This window comes from Bacillus cereus group sp. MYBK216-1, from assembly GCF_051916495.1.
GTDB classification, from domain to species: Bacteria; Bacillota; Bacilli; order Bacillales; family Bacillaceae_G; genus Bacillus_A; species Bacillus_A thuringiensis_K.
Window position 1 is genome coordinate 609,779 of sequence record NZ_JBQAGT010000004.1, and the last position, 19,725, is coordinate 629,503.

Here is a 19,725-nt window from a genome sequence, read left to right on the forward strand (position 1 = left end):
ATAATGACGATTAAATTTAATAAATCTGAAGCATTTAATAAAGCAAAAGCAAAATTGACGGACACTTTAACTAACGCGGAAAGTACAGAACAAGAACAAACGTCAGCGTTTGAAGGTTTCTTTGATGCACTACAAACAGATGTAGCAAATACGGTCCGTGAACAAGTAAATAACGATATGCTTGATCGTTCAATTTTACAGCAACGTGGTCAAAATGTTTTAACTTCAGCAGAAACAAAATTCTTCAATGCAGTTGTTAAAGAAGGTGGATTTACAGATGGCTCAATCCTTCCTGTAACGACTCAAGAGCGTGTGTTTGAAGATTTAGTTACAGAACATCCCTTATTAGCTGAAATTGGTTTGCAAGATTTAGGAGCAGTTACGAAGTTTATTTACTCTGATGCAACGAAGGCGTATGTATGGGGCGAATTATTCGGGGAAATCCGTGGGCAAATTGATGCTATCTTCAAACAAGAAAAAATTGGTCAACTTAAATTAACTGCATTTGCAGCAATTCCAAATGATATGAAGGAACTTGGCCCGGAATGGATTGAACGTTATGTTCGAACTGTTTTAGTAGAAACATATTCAGTCGGTCTAGAATTTGGCTTTATTAATGGTGGCGGATCTGTAGCACATCAACCAGTTGGTTTAATGAAAGATGTAAATCCAGAAACAGGCGCTGTTACTGATAAAAAATCTTCTGGTAAACTAACATTTGCTCCGTCTGATAAAGGGGTAATTGTAGCAGGCGAACTTTATGAAGTTGTAAAAGCTTTATCTGTTGATGCAAAAGGGAAATCCAGAAAAGTATTAAATAAAATTGTAATGGTAGTTAACCCGATTGATGCGATTGGCGTACAAGCACGTAATACAATCCAGACCGCAACAGGTCAATGGGTAATGGCATTGCCTTATAACATTAAACCTGTCGAGTGTGAGGAAGTTCCTGTTGGTAAAGCATTATTCTTTGTAAAAGGACAATATATTGCTGCAATCGCAGGTGGATACAAGCTAAAAGAATTTGATCAAACATTAGCTTTCGAAGATGCTACCCTTTATACAATTAAACAATTTGCTAATGGGAAACCGAAAGATAATAAAGCGGCTCTTGTTTACGATTTAGAAATTTCATTTACACCATCTACAGAAACAAAAACTAAATAAAGGGTGAAGTGAATGAGAAACGCAACAATTTCAGATGAAATATTGCAAGAATTTAAAGAGAGGATGCACTTAGGAGATGAGGAAGATGATAACTTAAAACGCATCCTTTTTACGTCTAACAAGGTATTAATTAGGGTTTGTGGGAATTATGATTTAAATAAAGACGAGGAGTTCAAAGAATTAGTCTTTGAACGCTCTCGTTATGTTTATAACGATGCATTAGAGTATTTTGACAAGAATTTTTCAAGTCAGATTAATAGTTTAGGTATTGATAAAGCATTAGAAGAAATTAAACTGGACGGTGAGTAATATGCGTCCTTTTCAGTATAAAAAACCACTGAATACAGGTGACTTTAGAAATCGAATTCGCATTGAACAACCTGAAATAATAAAAGATGAATTGAATCAAGCAATTGAAACAGGTAATTGGGAAGAAGTTAAAAGTGCATGGGCAATGATAAAAACGGTGAAAGGGTCTGAGTATATTGAAGCTTCAGCTTCACAGTCTACACGAATTTATCGGTTTGTAATTCCTTATACAACAGGTATTACAGAATTAATGCGAATTAATATGAAGAATCGTATCTTTGACATTATCGAACCGCCAATGAATGATGATGAAATGTATCAAACATTGACTATTATCGCAAAGGAGCATGTTTAATATGAGTAATTTTGCGAGTGATCTTGCAAGAGAATTGCAAAGATATGCAAATGTTGTGGAAGAAGAATTAACAACTGCACAAGAAGATGTAGCTGATATTGCTGTAAACAAGTTAAGACAAAATAGTCCTAAAAAAACAGGTGGTTATCGTAAAGGTTGGCGTAAGAAAAAAGTAGATAAAGCCGTTGTTATCCATAATACAAAAGGGCAATTAACGCATCTTTTAGAAAATGGCCATGCGAAAGCTAGTGGTGGCCGAGTACCGGAGAAAGTGCATATTCGTCCCGTTGAAGAGTATGTAATTGATGAATTGCCAAAACGTATTGAAAGGGCAATTGAATCATGACATTAACATTAGGAGAATTTATAAAAATTCTTGAAGCTACAGGCTATCCTGTGGCTTATTCGCATTTCATAGCAACACCAGGTAATCCAGTTCCGGCGCCACCGTATATCTGTTTTCTTGTGGATGGGTCAGCAAATTTAATGGCTGATAACAAGGTGTATCACAAGATAAATGATGTAAATATAGAGCTTTATACAACTAAGAAAGATGTAGTTGCGGAAGCCAAGCTAGAACAAGTTCTAGATGATCACGAGATTCCTTATGACTCGTATGGGACTTTTATTGAATCTGAAAATATGTATCAAAAATTTTATGAAACGAGGTTGATATAAATGAATGAAAATAAAGTAGCATTTGGCTTAAAGAATGTCCATTATGCGCTTTTCGATATTAAAGATGGTGTAGTTACATTTAATACACCAATTCCATTACCTGGTGCGGTTGAATTAACGTTTGATCCACGAGGGGATTTAATTGAATTCTACGCTGATGACATGCTTTATTACGCTGCAAGTAATAACCAAGGGTATGATGGAACGCTTTCTATTGCGACTATTCCGGAACAATTTGCAATTGATGCACTAGGAGAGGAATTAGACGAAGAAGATGGTGTGTTAAATGAGTTAGCGGATGCTAAAGGAAAATCATTTGCATTATTATTTGAATTTGATGGCGATGTACGAGCAACTCGACACGTTATGTTTAACTGTTCTGCAAGTCGTCCAACACTTGCATCTAAAACGAAAACAAATTCAGCGGAGCCAAATACAAATGAACTTAAATTTGTATCCAGCCCTATTGATATTAATGGAAAACGTATGGTTAAAACGAAAACTACTACTAAATCAAAAACAGATATTTATAATAATTGGTACAAAAAAGTGTATACAAAAGTACCTGCATTACCAAAAGGAGCGTAAGTAGATGGAAAAGACAATTACAATAGACGGAAAACAGGTCAAATTAAAAGCTAATGCAGCATCAGCCAAGCGATATAAGGCGCAATTTAGACGGGATTTATTTGCCGATATGTTTAAATTAGGAGCTATAGGTACATTCGCTTCACAAGATGCAACAGAAGGCACTATTGATTTTTCTAACTTAGATTTCGATAAAGTAGATTTTGAAGTTTGTTACGATTTAGTTTGGTTATACGCTAAAACAGCTGATCCTGAAATTCCAGACCCGATGACTTGGTTAGAAGGGTTTGATGAGTTTCCTATTTACGATATAATGCCGGAAATTAATGAGATGGTTCAAAAAACAATGGGAGCAAAAAAAAAGTAAAGAAAATTAATGAAGAGCAAGGGACTTTCAGTGATGAAGAATTAAGCACTGAATTGTTCCTTGCTCTTTGCTATGAAGCAAAGCTTACATATTGGGACTTAGAAGTGATGACGATTGGTGATTGTTTTGATTATATCGCTGAGTATGCTGAAATGAAAAATCCAGGAAAAGAAAAAGTTCGAAAAGCAACTCAAGAAGACTTTAATGCTTTCTAAGAAAAAGGGGTGAGATAATGGCAGGAGGAAAAATTAAAGGAATTACGATTGAAATTGGAGGGAATACGCAGCCGTTACAAAATGCCTTAAAAGACGTGAATAAGCAAAGTGATTCTTTGACTAAAGAGTTAAAAGATGTTGAACGTTTGTTAAAGTTTGATCCCAGTAACGTTGAGGCACTTGCTCAAAAGCAACAGTTGCTTACACAACAAATTGAAAAAACTACACAAAAGCTCGATAAATTAAAAGAAGCGGAGCAACAGGTTCAAGAGCAATTTCAAAATGGGAAAATCTCAGAAGAGCAGTACCGCGCATTTAGGCGTGAAATTGAATTTACACAAGGGTCACTTGATGGTCTGAAAAACAAGCTCGGTAATATGAAAGCCGAACAAGAAAATGTAGCAAGTTCAACACGGCAATTAGAAACTTTATTTAGTGCTACAGGAAAAAGTGTTGATGATTTTGCGAGCGCATTAGGTAATCGTCTTGTAAATGCAATTAAAAGTGGATCGGCTACAAGTCGACAGTTAGAACAAGCAATTGGTCTTATTGGTCGTGAAGCTTTAGGAACTGAAGCCGATATTGAAAAATTACAACGCGCCCTCCGATCTGTGGATGCCGGAAACTCTATTCAACAAGTACAAAATGAGTTAAGAGACTTACAACAAGAAGCTGGCAGAACCGAGAAGAAGTTTGAAGGTCTAAAAGTGGGATTAGAGAATGTTATCGGTGGATTAGCAGCAGGTGGTGGAATTGCAACAGCTGTTGAAAAAGCACTTGATATGTCAAAATTGAAAACCAAAATTGATATATCATTTGATGTCCCTGAATCCTCGAAAAAATCAGTAGAAGAAGCAATAAGAGGCGTAACAGCTTATGGAGTGGATGCTGAAGAATCACTTGCTGGTGTACGTAGGCAATGGGCTTTAAATAAAGATATTAGTGATGAAGCGAATGCATCTATCGTTAAAGGTGCAGCAACAATCGCGCAATCCTATGAAGGTATAGATTTTACAGAGTTGATTCAAGAAACCTATGAAATAGGAAATGAATTAGGAATAACGCAAGATAGTGCTCTTGGTATGGTTGATGCTTTGTTAAAAATGGGATTTCCGCCAGACCAGTTAGACATTATTGCTGAATATGGTAGTCAGTTAACCCGTGCAGGCTTTAAAGCTGAGGAAGTCCAAGCAATTATGGAAGCTGGTGTTGAAACTGGTAGTTGGAATATCGATAATTTATTGGATAAAGTATTGTCCCTATGAATGGTGACATTCATAGAAAACTCCTTTAAAACGGTGGAACTCTCTTTTGTAGAGACAATACCGTGCCAAGCATTTAATAAATCAAAGATGTTATTTACTTTATAAATTCAGATGTATTTTCCTTATGGATGATTTAACTTTTACATTGATAAGCCGTTTTATTGTTAATAATTTTAAAATTATTCAATAATCCTCTCTGTTACTGTAAGATATTGTATTAGGAGTGAGGTTATGGATAGAAGATTTTACATTTATGAATGGATAAGACTTGATACTAACGAACCTTTTTATGTAGGAAAGGGTAGTGGTAATCGAGCATATCAAATTGACAAAAGTAGAAATAGGTATTTTAAAAATATTTTAAACAAAACTGAGGTAGCTGTTGCTATCATATCTAATAATTTAACCGAAAAAGAAGCTTATGATGCTGAAGTTTGGTTCATTTATGAATATAAGCATATTTTAAACTACAAACTTGTTAATTTAGATGATGGAGGACTTGGTGCAGTAGAAGGAAAGTTTAACCACATGTATGGTCGGAAAGGGTCATTACATCCGAATTACGGCGTGGTTGTGTCAGAGGAAACCCGCAGAAAACAAAGTCTAGCTCGTTCGGGGAAAAGAAATGGGATGTACGGAAAACGTGGGGATTTAAGCCCTATATACGGACGTAAGAGAAATGAACAAGAGCGTGTAAATATAAGCCAGGCATTAAAAGGAAAAAAGAAATCAGAAGAACATAAACGAAACTTAAAAATAGCTAGAGAGAAAATGGAGATAAGTGGAAGTAATAACCCGAACTATGGAAACGGTCAAGCTATTGCAGGAGGTAAAAATCCTGCTGCTGTAAAAGTTAAAGTTACTGACAATCTGGGAAATGTTACAATCTATGAAACGAAAGAAATAACAAGTAAACAATTTAAAATAAGTTTATATTTATTAACTAAGTTATTAGGTAAGAAAATTTCTGTAGAAGATGATTTTAATAGGCAAAAAAGTAAATATCGTCATTTAGAGGGATATAAATTTGATTTGTTAGATGAAGGTGTAACGACTAGTCGAAAGACGTACACTATAAGCGAATGATAGTGGAAATGGGGAGCATCTAGGCACTACTCTTTGCTTAGATGATGATATAGTCTGGTCTTACTGGTGACAGTAAGCGGTCCTTAGGGGACGGGTGAAGTATTGCGAACTTTACTGAACATATCGGGTTTAAAAGAGGGACGAATTCAATTAACTGAATTCGCACAAGGAGCTGATAAGGCCTTAAAAGAGGCGCTTGACGGTTCTGGTATTGCAACTGAACAAATAGAAAAATGGGGAGCATCTGTCGCTAAAGGCGGAAGAGATGGCGCAGCAGCGATGGTAGAAGTAGCTAAAGCTATTGACGGAATAGAAGACCCAGTTAAGAAAAATCAGGTTGGGGTTAAAGTTCTAGCCACTATGTTTGAAGATCAAGGTCAAAATTTAACAAACACTTTAATTGAAGCTTCTAAGAAAACAAAAGATCTTCAACAAAACCAAGACAACTTAAATGAATCTGTTAAAAAATTAGATGCAAATCCAGCTGTAAAGTTCCAAAAAGCGATGGGCGATTTACAAATGGCTCTTGAACCTATACTAGGAGTAATTGCTGATGTTGTTGCTAGTATTGCTGATTGGATTTCTAATAATCCAGAATTAGCAGCGACATTAGCGGCAGTTGCAACGGCTATTGGAGTAATTTCAGGGGCACTTATGGCTATTGCACCAATTGTTGTATCGGTCATGGGGGTATTTGAAATTGGGGCCGCCGCGGCACTAGGTATAGTTGCTATTGTTCCTATTATCATAGCCGCTATAGTTGCTCTTGGAGTGGCTATTTATAAAAACTGGGATGATATTAAAAATTGGACAATACAAGCATGGGATTCTATTAAAGAGTACTTAGTAGAGCTTTGGGACGGGATATCCCAATCCTGTAGTGAAGCATGGACTTCATTTTTAGAAGCAATGCATGAATTTTTTGATCCGATAGGTCAATTTTTTAGTGATTTATGGAAGGGTGTAAAGCAGGCGTGTAGCGATGCATGGAATTCTACTGTTGAATTCTTTTCTGAAGCATGGTCTTCTTTCGTAGAAATGATGCATAGTTTCTTTGATCCGATAGGCGAATTCTTTAGTAGTTTATGGTCTGGCATTGTTGAAACTGCTTCCTCCTGGTGGTCCTCTTTAGTTGAAACAGCATCTGAATTGTGGGGAACATTAACGCAAGCATGGCAAGAAACATGGGATACAATTCTTACTGTTTTAGATCCAATTATTTCGGCAGTTTCTACCGTTTTAGAAGCTGGTTGGTTGTTAATACAGGCAGGTGCACAAATTGCATGGGCGGCAATCTGTCAATATATTATTCAACCGATTCAGGAAGCTTACGACTGGGTAAGTACACAAATCGGTGAAATGGTCACTTGGCTTGGTACACAATGGGAAATTGCAAAAGCTATGGCACAAATTACTTGGGGACTATTTAAGCAATATATTATTCAACCGGTTCTAGACACTTGGAACTTAGTAAAAGAAAAGTTCAGTGATTTAGTTTCTTGGCTAAATTCACAATGGGAGACAGTTAAATCATATACATCAGCAGCATGGGGTTTATTTAAACAATATATTATAAAACCTGTACAAGATACTTGGAATTTAGTAAAAGAAAAGTTTAGTGATTTATCCAATTGGATGTTAGGAATTTGGGCGAAAATAAAAGGTTATACACTTGAAGCGTGGAAGATGGTTTACACATACATCGTTGAACCAGTTATTTCAGCTTATAATTCTGCAAAAGAGAAATTCAATGATATGTACAACACAGCACTGGAAAAATTTGATTCTGTTAAGAATGCAGCTCAAGAAAAATTTGAAGCGGCAAAACATTTTATTATAGATCCAATTAAAGATGCAGTTGACAGCATAGAAAAATTCATTGGAAAGATCAAAGGATTCTTTAGTGACTTGAAGTTAAAAATTCCAAAACCAGAAATGCCGCCTCTTCCACACTTCAGCATACAAACTAGTACGAAAAACATTTTAGGAAAAGATATTACATTTCCGTCCGGCCTCAATATAGATTGGCGTGCAAAAGGTGGTATCTTCACTAAACCGACTATCTTTGGAATGAATGGCGGAAACTTGCAAGGTGCAGGAGAAGCCGGAAAAGAAGCGGTTTTACCATTGAATAAAAAGACACTTGGAGATATTGGTGCAGGAATTGTAGCAGCCATGCCACGACAACAATTTGTTATGCCGGGAGAAATAAATCAATTAATGGGTGACATGAGCCGTATGATGGCTAGTTCTGTGAGTCAATTATCAGGATTAAAGAGTGTCATGAGTGGTGTGTATGGAAGCATGTCAAATAGTAGACAAGCTATGGCAAGCAGCGTATCGAATCAAGTGATTAATTACGGATCTGGTTCATCTTCTAGTGGTGGAGTAATTCCAATGCTTGGTGGAGATTTAGTTGTTGAAGTTCCAGTTATTTTAGAGGGAAGAGATGTGGCACGTGGTACTTATCGATATACAACCGAGTATCAAGATAGAGAAGAAAAAAGAAACTCAGCCTTTTAGGTTTGGGTTTCTTTTATTTTAGAGAGAAGTGGGGTGACGGTATGAGTTCTTTTACATTTAACAATATACGTAAGGGTTTTATTCAAATCGAAAAAGGATGGAAAAGACCAGCTTGGGCGCCATTAAAGCGAAAATTTCTAAGTGTTCCAGGTTATCCAGGTGCAAGATTATTAACGACAGAAACTGAAATGCGAGTTTTACCTGTTCCGGTCGGAATTATTGTTCCTGATGGATCTGACCTAGAAACATTAAAAGAAGAAATAGCAGAGTGGTTAATTACAGAAAAACCTGTTGAATTAGTCTTTGATGTAACACCTGATAGGACATACCTGGCGGTTATTGATGAAGATTTTGATCCTGAGGATTTTATTACTTTAGGTAAAGGTACTTTGAATTTTGTTTGTCCAATGCCATATAAGTTAGGGCCTACTAAAACATTAGAATTTGAAATGGATGGGCGTGGGTTAATAGCAAATTTTCAAAACAAAGGAAGTGTAGAATCCAATCCAATTATAGAGGTTGAAGTGACAAAACCTTCTACATTTCTTGATGTATGGAATGGAACGAATTATTTTCGCATTGGATATCCATTAAAAGCAGACCAAGTTCCAGTTGAAAGAAAGCAACGTGTGTTATGGGACGAGATGGAGACAACCATAGGATGGACGGATGTACCTAAAACTGAGGACATGACTGGTGGAGGAAAGTTTAAATCAGATGGATACCGTTTTATGGCCGAGTATCTAGGTGAACCTACAGTAAAAGGATGGCATGGTTGCATAGCCAAAAAGAATATTCCACAAGGACCATTACAGGATTTTATCATGCAAGCTTATGTACACATTAATAGTTATCATTGGGATCAAATGGGGCGTGTGGAAATCGGTCTTCTTGATGAAAATAGCGAGTATGTAGCCCGTATATCAATGAGTGATGTCCAATGGGAAGCGGAGCAAAACAGTGGATTTGCTAGTGTGGGGAACAGTAAGAAACCTGGTGGGCAAGTTTTAATTAATGAACATGGAGATCATCCAGATACTTGGACTAATTTTAGAGGGCGATTATGGCTCGCTAGGACCGGTAATAGATGGGAAGCGTATATTTCTAAGTTTATATTAGGTACTGAAATCGATGATGCTGAAAGGTTCGTTGTCTGGTTTGATGAAAATAACGTGAATATGAATAAAGTCACTCAAGTACAAATCAGCATTTCTCAGTTCTCTAACAACATGTTTTGTTCGCAAATGTCTATTGACGATTTGAAAATTTGGAAGGTTAACATGAATACACAAAATAATCCTCCTTATATCTTTGATGTTGGTGACAAAGTAGTTATTGATACTGAGCGAAGTCTTGTAACGATAAATGGTAAAAGTGCTATTAATCTAAAAGATATATTTAGTGACTATCCTGTTATTCATAAGGGTTCGAATAAACTAGAAATCATGCCTTCAACTGTTGGAACAGCCAAAGTAATGTATAGGGAGCGATTTAGATGAGGACACCAAGTGGAATCTTACATGTTGTTGATTTTAAAACGAGTCAAATTGTTTCCAATATACAACCAAAAGATTATTGGGACGATAAACGACATTGGGAAATAAAAAATAACATTGATACATTAGAGTTTAAAGTGTTTGATAATACAGATCATGCAGTGACACTCATGCAGCAAAATTTAGTTTTAAAAGAAGTTCGTGATGGTCGCATTGTTCCATATGTAATTACTGAAGCTGAAAAAGATTCAGATGATAGATCAGTCATTGCTTATGCATCTGGGGAATGGATTCAACTCGCGAAAGCTGGCATTATCAATCCACAGAAGATTGTAGGTAAAACAGTCAATGAGTTTATCGATATAGCTCTTGTGGGTACGAAATGGAAAAGAGGAAAAACAGAATACGCTGGCTTCCACACTATGAAGATTGATGAATTCATAGATCCACTCAAATTTTTAAAAGACATTGCATCCTTATTCGATTTAGAAATTCAATATCGTGCAGAAGTTGTAGGGTCTCAAATTGTTGGTCGTTATGTAGATATGGTGAAAAAGCGAGGACGTGATACAGGTAAAGAAGTAACTTTTGGTAAAGATTTGATGGGTATCAAACGAATTGAGAATTCCCAAAACATCTGTACAGCCCTATTAGGGTTCGTAAAAAAAGAAGGTGGAGACTTTATAACCATCTCTAGTATTAATAATGGAATTCCTTATCTTGTAGACAATGATGCATTCCAGCGATGGAATGAACGAGGACAACATAAATTCGGATTCTATACACCGGAGACAGAGCAAGATATAACACCACAACGTTTAATGACTCTTATGAAAACAGAGATAAAGAAACGCGTTAATACATCTGTTTCTTATGAAGTAAATGCACAAAGTATTGGTCGTGTATTTGGACTAGCTCATGAGCTGATTAATGAGGGGGATACAATCCGAATAAAAGATACAGGATTTACACCGAAACTTTATTTAGAAGCACGGGTAATCGCTGGTGATGAATCATTTATTGATCCTTCACAAGATAAATATGTATTCGGAGATTATCGAGAAATTGTGGATGCTAATGAAGAATTACGTAAGCTCTATAATAAAGTCCTGGCTTCATTAGGTAGTAAACAAGAAACTTTAAATCAGCTAGATAAGTTGGTTAAAGAGACTGCTGAAAAAGTAAATGATGCTCAAAAAGAATCTGAATTCGCTAAGAAACTGGCTGAAAAGGTCCAGGAAAACCTGAAAAATAATACGGTAAATATTATTGAAGCTAAAAATCCACCGACCAATAATCTTATAGTAGGTAAAACATTATGGAGAGATATTAGTAATGGTAAACCTGGTATTTTAAAAGTGTGGAACGGTAAGGATTGGGAACTTCTTATTCCTGATGTAGAGTCAGTAAAGGAAGAAACACTGAAACAAGTTAATAAAGATATTCAGCTCACAAAAGAAGAATTAAATAAGAAAGTGGAAGAAGCGCAAAACGAAACTTCAGGACAATTCAAGGAAGTTAAAAATAGTCTCCAAGAAGTTTCGCAAACTATTAAAAATGTACAAAACTCTCAAGGTGAAATTAATAAAACTGTTTCTGAAATGAAACAAACTAACGAGAGTTTTACTAAATCTATTGAATCATTAACAAAAAAAGATGGTGAAATCACTGGAAAATTAAATACAGTGGAAGATACAGTTGAAGGTACAAAACAAACTATTGCCGATGTGAAGCAAACAACAAACGTTTTAACAAAAACAACAAATGAAATAAAGAACACGGCGACTTCAAATAAGCGGACCATTGAACAATTACAAACCGACATGAGTAACATTTCTGTAGGTTCAATTAATCTAGCAAGCGATTCAGAAACAGGGTTAAACAAACAGAATATGACTGGAACATGGTCAGACAGTAAACAAATGACTCTTTCTAATAAGATTAATTACAGAAATAAGACGTTTACTATTTCTTTTTTATTCACTGGGAAAATGACTAAACTTAATACAAATCCTTGGTTCGGTGTAGAAACGGCAATAACTTATACAGACGGAGAGCAAGAATGGAAATCTGTACGTGCAGACTCACAATTAAAGATTAATGTAGATTATAAGGACGAGCCTCTAACTGTTACATTCAAAACAAAAGATAAGGATGTAACTCAAATTAGGTTTTATTACTCTGGAAGAAATATTGATGGTAATTTAAACTCACATCATGCGAAATTGGAAGAGGGGAACATAAGAACTACATGGCAGCCTGCTAATGATGAAGTTACTTCTAAAGAAACGTTCACGAAAAAAACAACTGAGATTGAGCAAAGTGTGAATGGAATCAAAGAAAGTATTAAAACGGTAGAAAAAACACAAACCTCTTTTAATGAACGTGTTAACACTGTAGAAAAGGATGCAGAAGGAACAACTGCAAGTGTTAAGAGATTACAGGAAACACAAACTGAGCAAGGAAAAACGCTTAGTGAGGCTACTACAACAATAGGTCAACATTCTGAAGCATTGAAATTAACAATGAAAAAGAAAGACGTTGAGGATTATGTAGGCGGTTTAGGTACTGTCAACGAATTGCGTGATGCGGATTTTAAGTTAGGGCAGAAATATTGGTTTGGGAATAGTGGTAATGGAGCAACTGGATCTGTTGATACGAATTTAAAATACAAAGGTATGAATACATTTGCAATTACCGGTACTGGCCAGACTCAAGATCGTTGGTGGGGACTTACAAGTCAATTCATTGAGTGTCAGGTTAACGAGGACTTTGTTGCATCAGGTTATTTCAATACTGATGGGAAAACACCTATTGATAGTGGTGGTGCATTTATTGAAATTGAATGGTGGACAGCTGACAAAAAAACTCGTGTTAAAACAGCTAGAACGAATATCAAGGTTGTAAATAATACGTGGGTTCGTGCTGTATGTACAGATAAAGCACCTGCCAATGCAGCGTTTGTGAGATGGCGTTATTACGTTACGAGAAATGGGCGTTTATGGTGTGCTGCACCTATGTTACAACGTGGCACTATAGCTACAGAATTTTGGTTACATCCGAAAGATCAAACGGATGTTGATAAAATGATGGAAGATATCGCTAATAAAGTAGCTACCGAAAAATACAATCAGAAAGTTACCGAATTAGAAAGAAGTATTAGTGCTACTGAAAAAGGTATTTCACTTGTTTCTGGAAAACAAGAAACCTTTATAAATGAGACTTATAAAGGTTATGTAACGAAAACGGAATCTAGGTTAGAAGTGTTAGATGACGGGATTATAGCGCAGATTTTAAAGGACGGTATTGTTACTGCCATCAATATGTCTCCTGGGAAAATCACAATCAATGCTGCAAAGTTGGATATTAATGCTGATACAATGGTCAAATGGCTAACAGCAAAGGGCATTGATACGAATCTTATTAGAATTAATGGTGATAAAATAACCATTGATAAAAACGGTGTAACTGTAAAAATGCTAGATTTCCTCTACGAAGACGAAAGAGGAATGAAAACAACAGTTATATCTAAACGCAATCTAATTAGCGACCATGATTTTTCAAGTGCTATAAAGAAAGACATCGGGAACTCTGATTATTGGGGTTTTGATGGTGGATATGGTCTTCCGTGGAAAGTGAATGGCAACGTAGTTATAGAAAAAAATACAGCCTTGTTTAATTACGAACAAATGGTGAATGCAGCACGAGTAGATATGTATAACTATCCTGAAACAACCGTTAAAAACGGAATACATCCAGGTAATATTTATACACTATCAGCACATTTTCGATGCGCTATGATTAATGGAAAGAGAGTAACTGCTAAACCACAGCTGCACATTTGCTATGTAACGTATAGAGATAATGTTCATTACGATATATGGTACGAATCAAAACTTTCATTTGATGCACCTAGCACATACTATGGTGACATTCAGCGTAGGTCGTTCACTTTTACAATCCCAGCTAGTTACAAACCGCAGGAACACGCTGTTGTTATAAAAGTAGAGTCTGCGGATGCAAATATTGGACAAGGAACAGCAGTTTGTGTGTCAGGTGTTACTTTAGTGAGTGGCAAATATGCATCTATGTATGACTGGGATCGAGCAGCAGCAGAAAGAGCAGACGGTCTTCAACCATTTAATAAGATCGCAATAGGAGATGCGAATACCAACATAGGTATAGCACCTGATGGATACACGTTGGATATAAGCACGAACAAAGAGGTTAAGTTTTTCACGAACATCCGAGCATTGCAAGGTGTAAGTCTTGGTGGGAATGCATTTCAACAGTGGGGGCATATTCGTTTTGCAGACGGTAATCTCGGCCCAGGCTTTTACGTGAACAGCCCGAATGGTTGGAAATTTAATGCCCTTGGATAAAAAGGAGAGATATAGATGAATAAGTATGACAATCAAATGATGCCACTCCAAGCAGGTGAAAGCTTTCCCTTTATGGGGAGGCTGGTAGATGCAACGAGAACTGATACAGGGATTTCCGTGCAAGTACCTGCCGATATGCTAAAGAATGCTGGCATTCCTGACGGAACTAGTAAAGTTGAAGTATGGAGGGAGATGTCAGACGGTACAATCTGTTTCAGAATCGCAACAAGATGTGAACTATGTGGACGAGGTTCGAGGTTATATGAATTAGATTTGGGATTTGTTAAAAAAGGCCTTTGTGCAGAAGATTATTTTAAGCTTACAGGAAAAAATCCTCCACAAGAACCAGTAACAATTGAAAATACAACGCAAATAGAGCAGCTATAAGCTGGTCTGTTTTTATTATCTAAAAAGGAGAGGAAAAGATGGATCGTATTGATTTATTATTAAAAACCTTTATTGCCACTTTCGGTGGCTTCTGTGGGTATTTCTTGGGAGGATGGGATGCAACATTGAAAATCTTAGTGACGATGGCAGTTATTGATTATTTAACTGGCATGATTGCAGCAGGATATAACGGAGAATTAAAAAGTAAAGTTGGTTTCAAAGGCATCGCCAAAAAGGTGGTGCTTTTTCTTTTAGTTGGAGCGGCAGCCCAATTAGATGCAGCGTTAGGAAGTAATAGTGCTATTCGTGAAGCAACAATTTTCTTCTTTATGGGAAACGAATTACTTTCACTTTTAGAAAACGCTGGACGAATGGGTATTCCACTTCCACAATCCTTAACAAATGCAGTTGAGATTTTAGGTGGCAAACAAAAACAAGAAGATAGAAAAGGAGATGCTAAGTAGTGGGATATATTATTGATATTTCAAAGTGGAATGGTGACATTAACTGGCCTATAGCAAAGCAATACATTGATTTCATCATCGCTCGTGTACAAGATGGTTCAAATTATGTAGATCCATTGTATAAAGGATATGTACAAGCCATGAAGCAACATGGTATTCCTTTTGGTAACTATGCATTCTGTCGTTTCGTTTCTGAAAATGATGCACGAATAGAAGCTCGTGATTTCTGGAACCGTGGAGACAAGAGCGCGACAGTCTGGGTTGCAGATGTTGAAGTAAAAACAATGAATGATATGAGGGCGGGTACAAAAGCATTTATTGATGAACTACGCCGATTAGGTGCTCAGAAAGTTGGTTTATACGTTGGTCATCATATGTATGCTCCGTTTGGTATGGCAAATGTAAAAGCTGACTTTGTTTGGATTCCTCGTTATGGCGGTAACAAGCCAGCTTATCCATGCGATATTTGGCAATACACAGAGACAGGTAATGTACCTGGTATCGGTAAGTGTGATTTGAATCAATTAATTGGTAGTAAATCATTATCTTGGTTTACAGGAGAGAAACAACCAGAACAAGCTATTGCCAATGGCGGCTATCAATATGTTAAATCTGGTGGTTTTGGTATTTCATTGGTTCAGGAAGTCGTAAACGCTATGAATGAGCGTGGAACAAAAGGGAGGGTTGTCTCTGATCCGTTAACTGGATTAGCTTACTTACAAACTGAAGTACTACCTAATGGCGAGCTTGATAAGATTACAGCTTGGATGGATGAAAGAAACTGGTGGTACGAGTACATTAAAAAATAAAACAAAAGAATAGTTTTATAAACAAAAATTATTATCTGGTTCTATATGTAGATAATTATATATTGATTTTCATCTTTATAAATGTTAGGGTAAATATACACCGTTTCTTATTTATCTATGAGTACTGTCTGTAGAACGAATAGAATAATTTGAAAAAATCCCCTTTTGCACCTATATGCAGAAGGGGATTTTAATATTTATGAGATTTAAAATTTACTTTTAGATAATGCTTTAAGTACTGGCTTTATAATTAAACCTATTAAACGAAAGCCTTTAAATATAGAGCGTACAACTTTCATGAAGATGCCCCCTAAAAGAAATTATATATTAAATATGTATTATTTCTTTTCTTTAACTTCAAATTCAGCTTCAATAAAATTTAATACTTTACCCTTTGTTTTTATGTGCTATTTCACGGATTACATCTATATAAGAATCACTTGCTTCCCCTAGAAGATTTAACCCTCTCAAGAAATCACTTTTTGTTTTATCATCTATGTTTGATAATATTAACTCTATACCTTCTCTTCTCGTTTTCATTGATTGAAGTACTTTCTCATGAATGTCTTTGTAATCAGCACTAGGCTCTAATTCTTCGAATTTAAGAGTTACTTTCTTTAAATCGTTAAGTGCAATTTTGTAATTATCATCACCAACTGCATCATATACAGCATCCATGGCTTTGTTTAATTCATCACTTAGGTCAAATAAGGAATTCGTATATGTCAAGGACTTATCATTTAAAGTTGTATGTCTTGATGACTCTGTAGAAGTCTTTGATACAGTTTCTTGTGAAGCTGACTCTTTCGGATGGTCTTTTGATATCCCACAACCTACCCCCAATAACATAAGTGGAAATGCTAAAAATACTAATTTTGCTGCTTTCATTTTAATGTATCCTCCTGGTGATATTAGTTGTTTCTCTAGTTAGGGCTCTTTGTTACTTGAACCAACTCATATAAGGTGTCTACTTTTGATAATGTCAATTCAACACCTTCATGTATAGTCTTCATTTTATGGATTACTATTACCTAAAGCGATAACCGCAGAAATATATTCTTCATTTAATCCTTTTCGAATTATAGCCATACATGTCCCAGACTCATCACCTAAGAATGCTGTTTCAGGAACGCTATTTTTCAATATTTCACTAGTGAATGTAATGATTTCTCTTTCCGGATCTTGAGCATCTGTATAACGATCTTTCTCTATAGCATCGACTGGAAGTATATTTTTTACTTCTGTCATGACATCGGATAATGAACGACTTTGTTTTCCTGATTGGGAAAATTGAAGGGTGATATTATTTGCTCTGCCTTCTAAAAACATTGCTATAATATAATCGTTTGCAAATCTAGCGATTGAAGCAGATCCTTTATTTGAACCGTATTCTTTTACAAAGTTTTCTTCTGTATCACCTAGACCAGCTTTAACAGAAATTTTATTTGATTGTGTAGCCGGTAATTGTTTTTCCTTATCTGGTGTAGATTCTTTCTTTTCTTTTTGTTGTTTCTCTTTTTCTTCAGCTTCGGCTTTTTCTTTAGCTTCTTTTTCAGCTTTCTGTTGTGCTTCTTCCTGTTTGCGTTTTTCTTCGGCAGCTTTTTTCTCTTCGTTAGCTTGTTTAGCTTTTTCTTGTTCTTCTTTTTCCTGTGCTTTTTTCTCTTGTTCTTTAGCTTTCTTTTCCTTTTCAATTTTTTCTTTTTCTTGGTTTTCTTTTAATACTTTTTCTTCAGCTCTTTTTTTATCAATTGCAACTCGTTCTTCTGGAGTTATCGACTTGCTAGCAAACACACTTGCTAAAATAAACGAAATGAATAATACCGGCAAGAAAATTAATATAACTCGACCTCTTGTTTTTGTGTTGCCAAAACGAACGACCTTTCCTGGTTTGATTAGACCTATAATTAGTGCAATTACCGATAGTATTGACACTAATAAAAACAAAAACATTAATGCAGTAAACAAATAAAAACCTCCTTATATATGTAAATCAAAATATAATTATAACAGGAATAAATGGTTGAGTTACATAATTATTGTAAAAAATCTAATGTATACTTTCTTAAGCTCGCATAAACCCACATTCAAAAAACTTGTCTATTAAGTTACTTACAATCCTTTTGAATGAGTTATTGAATTAATGAAGAGTATGATAGACATGTATGGAAATGAAAATAAATTTACAGTCTGCGAAATGGATATATAATAGTAGAAAAAAGAAATATTTATATTGTTATCACCCTGTTGGCGTCAACCTCATGCGCCTAATGGCAACGAAAAACATCTACTTCGTCCCATTCGGCCAAGATGCACCAGAGAAAAAACCGAACTCAATGGTAGCTCGCATGGAGCTGCTGGAAGATACAGTATTAGAAGCGCTGCAAGGGAAGCAATTGCAACCTGTGGTCGTAGAAAAATTCAGATATATGAATTAAAAAACGAAAAAAAACGGACAATTTTTGATGAAACCATCATTCTTACTGTAGAATATGATAAAATTAACGTTATTAAGATTAGAAGGGGTATTGTATACTCCTTCTGATTCTAAGTTATAGAAGGATTGGTATCTAGAAAGGGGCATAGTGATGGAAAAGCAAAAAACTTTTCATGTCGCTGTAGTTGGAGCAACCGGCGCAGTTGGTGAACAAATGTTAAATACTTTAGAGAAACGAGAATTTCCAATCGGGAAATTAACGTTACTTTCATCTAAACGATCTGCAGGTAAGAAACTTGTATTTAAAGGCGAAGAATTTACGGTTCAAGAGGCAACTCCTGAAAGCTTTGAAGGAGTAGATATCGCACTATTTAGTGCTGGTGGATCTGTATCGAAACAATTAGCCCCAGAAGCAGCAAAACGCGGTGCGATTGTTGTTGATAATACAAGTGCATTCCGTATGACAGAAAACGTGCCACTTGTTGTACCTGAAGTAAATGAAAATGACTTAAAAGAACATAATGGTATTATTGCAAATCCAAACTGTTCTACAATTCAAATGGTAGTAGCTCTTGAGCCAGTTCGTCAGCAATATGGTTTAAAACGAGTAATCGTTTCCACATATCAAGCTGTATCAGGTGCTGGTGCGGCAGCTATTGAAGAACTGCATGAACAATCACAAGCAATCTTAAATGGCGAAGAAGTTAAGGCAAATGTTCTTCCTGTATCAGGTGATAAGAAGCATTTCCCAATTGCTTTTAATGCGATTCCACAAATTGATAAATTCCAAGATAATGGATTTACATTTGAAGAAATGAAAATGATTAACGAAACGAAAAAAATTATGCATATGCCTGAATTAGAAGTAGCGGCAACATGTGTACGTTTACCAGTTGTATCAGGACACTCTGAGTCTGTTTACATCGAAGTAGAAAAAGAAGGCGTAACAGTAGCAGAATTAAAGAGCTTACTTGCAAATGCGGAAGGTATTGTTCTGCAAGATAATCCAGAAGAGCAGTTATATCCAATGCCAGCTACTGCAGTAGGTAAAAACGAAGTATTCGTTGGAAGAATCCGTAAAGATTTAAATAACGATAAAGGATTCCATCTTTGGGTCGTATCTGATAACTTATTAAAAGGCGCTGCATGGAATTCTGTTCAAATTGCAGAGCGCTTAGTAAAATTACAATTAGTGTAAAC

Annotated in this window: 17 protein-coding genes and 3 pseudogenes; 18 read left to right on the forward strand and 2 right to left on the reverse strand. The window is 35.9% G+C overall.

The annotated features are described in order from the left end of the window. Nucleotides 1-3: 3 nt before the first annotated feature. The 16 genes and pseudogenes from ACTFRH_RS17735 to ACTFRH_RS17810 all read left to right on the forward strand — a co-directional run bounded on the left by ACTFRH_RS17735 (nt 4) and on the right by ACTFRH_RS17810 (nt 16,091). Nucleotides 4-1,167 (forward strand): phage major capsid protein, encoded by a 1,164-nt coding sequence (locus tag ACTFRH_RS17735; protein WP_000152778.1) that lies wholly within the window; start codon nt 4-6, stop codon nt 1,165-1,167. Between the two features lie 12 nt (nt 1,168-1,179). Then, nucleotides 1,180-1,476, forward strand: coding sequence for a hypothetical protein (locus ACTFRH_RS17740; RefSeq protein WP_001243200.1), 297 nt, complete (start codon nt 1,180-1,182; stop codon nt 1,474-1,476). Nucleotide 1,477: 1 nt separating this feature from the next. After that, on the forward strand, nt 1,478-1,831 hold the full coding sequence (locus tag ACTFRH_RS17745; RefSeq protein ID WP_001247293.1) for a phage head closure protein: 354 nt from the start codon (nt 1,478-1,480) through the stop codon (nt 1,829-1,831). Between the two features lies 1 nt (nt 1,832). After that, nucleotides 1,833-2,177 carry an HK97 gp10 family phage protein gene (locus tag ACTFRH_RS17750; RefSeq protein ID WP_000064422.1) on the forward strand — a complete coding sequence of 115 codons (345 nt, stop codon included), beginning with the start codon at nt 1,833-1,835 and terminating at the stop codon, nt 2,175-2,177. Then, nucleotides 2,174-2,509 carry a hypothetical protein gene (locus tag ACTFRH_RS17755; protein ID WP_000176452.1) on the forward strand — a complete coding sequence of 112 codons (336 nt, stop codon included), beginning with the start codon at nt 2,174-2,176 and terminating at the stop codon, nt 2,507-2,509. Before ACTFRH_RS17750 ends, ACTFRH_RS17755 begins: the two co-directional genes overlap by 4 nt. Then, the gene (locus ACTFRH_RS17760) at nt 2,510-3,097 is read left to right on the forward strand and encodes a major tail protein (protein WP_001004907.1); all 588 of its coding nucleotides are present in this window, start codon (nt 2,510-2,512) and stop codon (nt 3,095-3,097) included. It abuts the gene before it with no gap. A 4-nt stretch (nt 3,098-3,101) separates the two neighbouring features. After that, nucleotides 3,102-3,464 (forward strand): hypothetical protein, encoded by a 363-nt coding sequence (locus ACTFRH_RS17765; protein WP_000415912.1) that lies wholly within the window; start codon nt 3,102-3,104, stop codon nt 3,462-3,464. Nucleotides 3,465-3,517: 53 nt separating this feature from the next. After that, entirely contained in the window at nt 3,518-3,679 is a 162-nt protein-coding gene (locus tag ACTFRH_RS17770) for a hypothetical protein (protein ID WP_000477703.1), read from the forward strand. Nucleotides 3,680-3,696: 17 nt separating this feature from the next. Further along, a pseudogene (locus ACTFRH_RS17775) lies at nt 3,697-4,926 on the forward strand (hypothetical protein); the annotation flags it as partial. 249 nt (nt 4,927-5,175) lie between these two features. Then, nucleotides 5,176-6,030, forward strand: a complete 855-nt coding sequence (locus tag ACTFRH_RS17780) for an NUMOD3 domain-containing DNA-binding protein (protein WP_000375893.1) — start codon at nt 5,176-5,178, stop codon at nt 6,028-6,030. Between the two features lie 120 nt (nt 6,031-6,150). After that, nucleotides 6,151-8,553: pseudogene (locus ACTFRH_RS17785) on the forward strand (phage tail tape measure protein); the annotation flags it as partial. A 41-nt stretch (nt 8,554-8,594) separates the two neighbouring features. Beyond that, on the forward strand, nt 8,595-10,052 hold the full coding sequence (locus tag ACTFRH_RS17790) for a distal tail protein Dit (protein ID WP_440048758.1): 1,458 nt from the start codon (nt 8,595-8,597) through the stop codon (nt 10,050-10,052). Next, the gene (locus ACTFRH_RS17795) at nt 10,049-14,431 is read left to right on the forward strand and encodes a phage tail spike protein (protein ID WP_001260191.1); all 4,383 of its coding nucleotides are present in this window, start codon (nt 10,049-10,051) and stop codon (nt 14,429-14,431) included. The genes ACTFRH_RS17790 and ACTFRH_RS17795 overlap by 4 nt, the downstream gene beginning before the upstream one ends. A gap of 15 nt (nt 14,432-14,446) precedes the next feature. After that, the gene (locus ACTFRH_RS17800; RefSeq protein WP_001045978.1) at nt 14,447-14,818 is read left to right on the forward strand and encodes a hypothetical protein; all 372 of its coding nucleotides are present in this window, start codon (nt 14,447-14,449) and stop codon (nt 14,816-14,818) included. 38 nt (nt 14,819-14,856) lie between these two features. Further along, nucleotides 14,857-15,282, forward strand: coding sequence for a phage holin family protein (locus ACTFRH_RS17805; protein ID WP_000373862.1), 426 nt, complete (start codon nt 14,857-14,859; stop codon nt 15,280-15,282). Then, the gene (locus tag ACTFRH_RS17810) at nt 15,282-16,091 is read left to right on the forward strand and encodes a GH25 family lysozyme (RefSeq protein ID WP_000540543.1); all 810 of its coding nucleotides are present in this window, start codon (nt 15,282-15,284) and stop codon (nt 16,089-16,091) included. Before ACTFRH_RS17805 ends, ACTFRH_RS17810 begins: the two co-directional genes overlap by 1 nt. Before the next feature lie 387 nt (nt 16,092-16,478). Here ACTFRH_RS17810 and ACTFRH_RS17815 read toward each other — a convergent pair whose 3' ends face one another. Both ACTFRH_RS17815 and ACTFRH_RS17820 read right to left on the reverse strand, forming a co-directional pair. Continuing rightward, nucleotides 16,479-16,979 (reverse strand): DUF6376 family protein, encoded by a 501-nt coding sequence (locus ACTFRH_RS17815; protein WP_000642272.1) that lies wholly within the window; start codon nt 16,977-16,979, stop codon nt 16,479-16,481. 126 nt (nt 16,980-17,105) lie between these two features. Continuing rightward, nucleotides 17,106-18,056, reverse strand: coding sequence for a hypothetical protein (locus ACTFRH_RS17820; protein ID WP_000493396.1), 951 nt, complete (start codon nt 18,054-18,056; stop codon nt 17,106-17,108). A gap of 281 nt (nt 18,057-18,337) precedes the next feature. Between ACTFRH_RS17820 and spoVFB the strand changes: the two are divergent. Both spoVFB and asd read left to right on the forward strand, forming a co-directional pair. Then, nucleotides 18,338-18,526 (forward strand): annotated as a pseudogene (gene spoVFB / locus ACTFRH_RS17825) (dipicolinate synthase subunit B); the annotation flags it as partial. A gap of 150 nt (nt 18,527-18,676) precedes the next feature. Next, a complete protein-coding gene (gene asd / locus ACTFRH_RS17830; protein ID WP_000414846.1) occupies nt 18,677-19,723 on the forward strand; it encodes an aspartate-semialdehyde dehydrogenase in 1,047 nt (348 codons plus the stop codon). Nucleotides 19,724-19,725 lie beyond the last annotated feature (2 nt).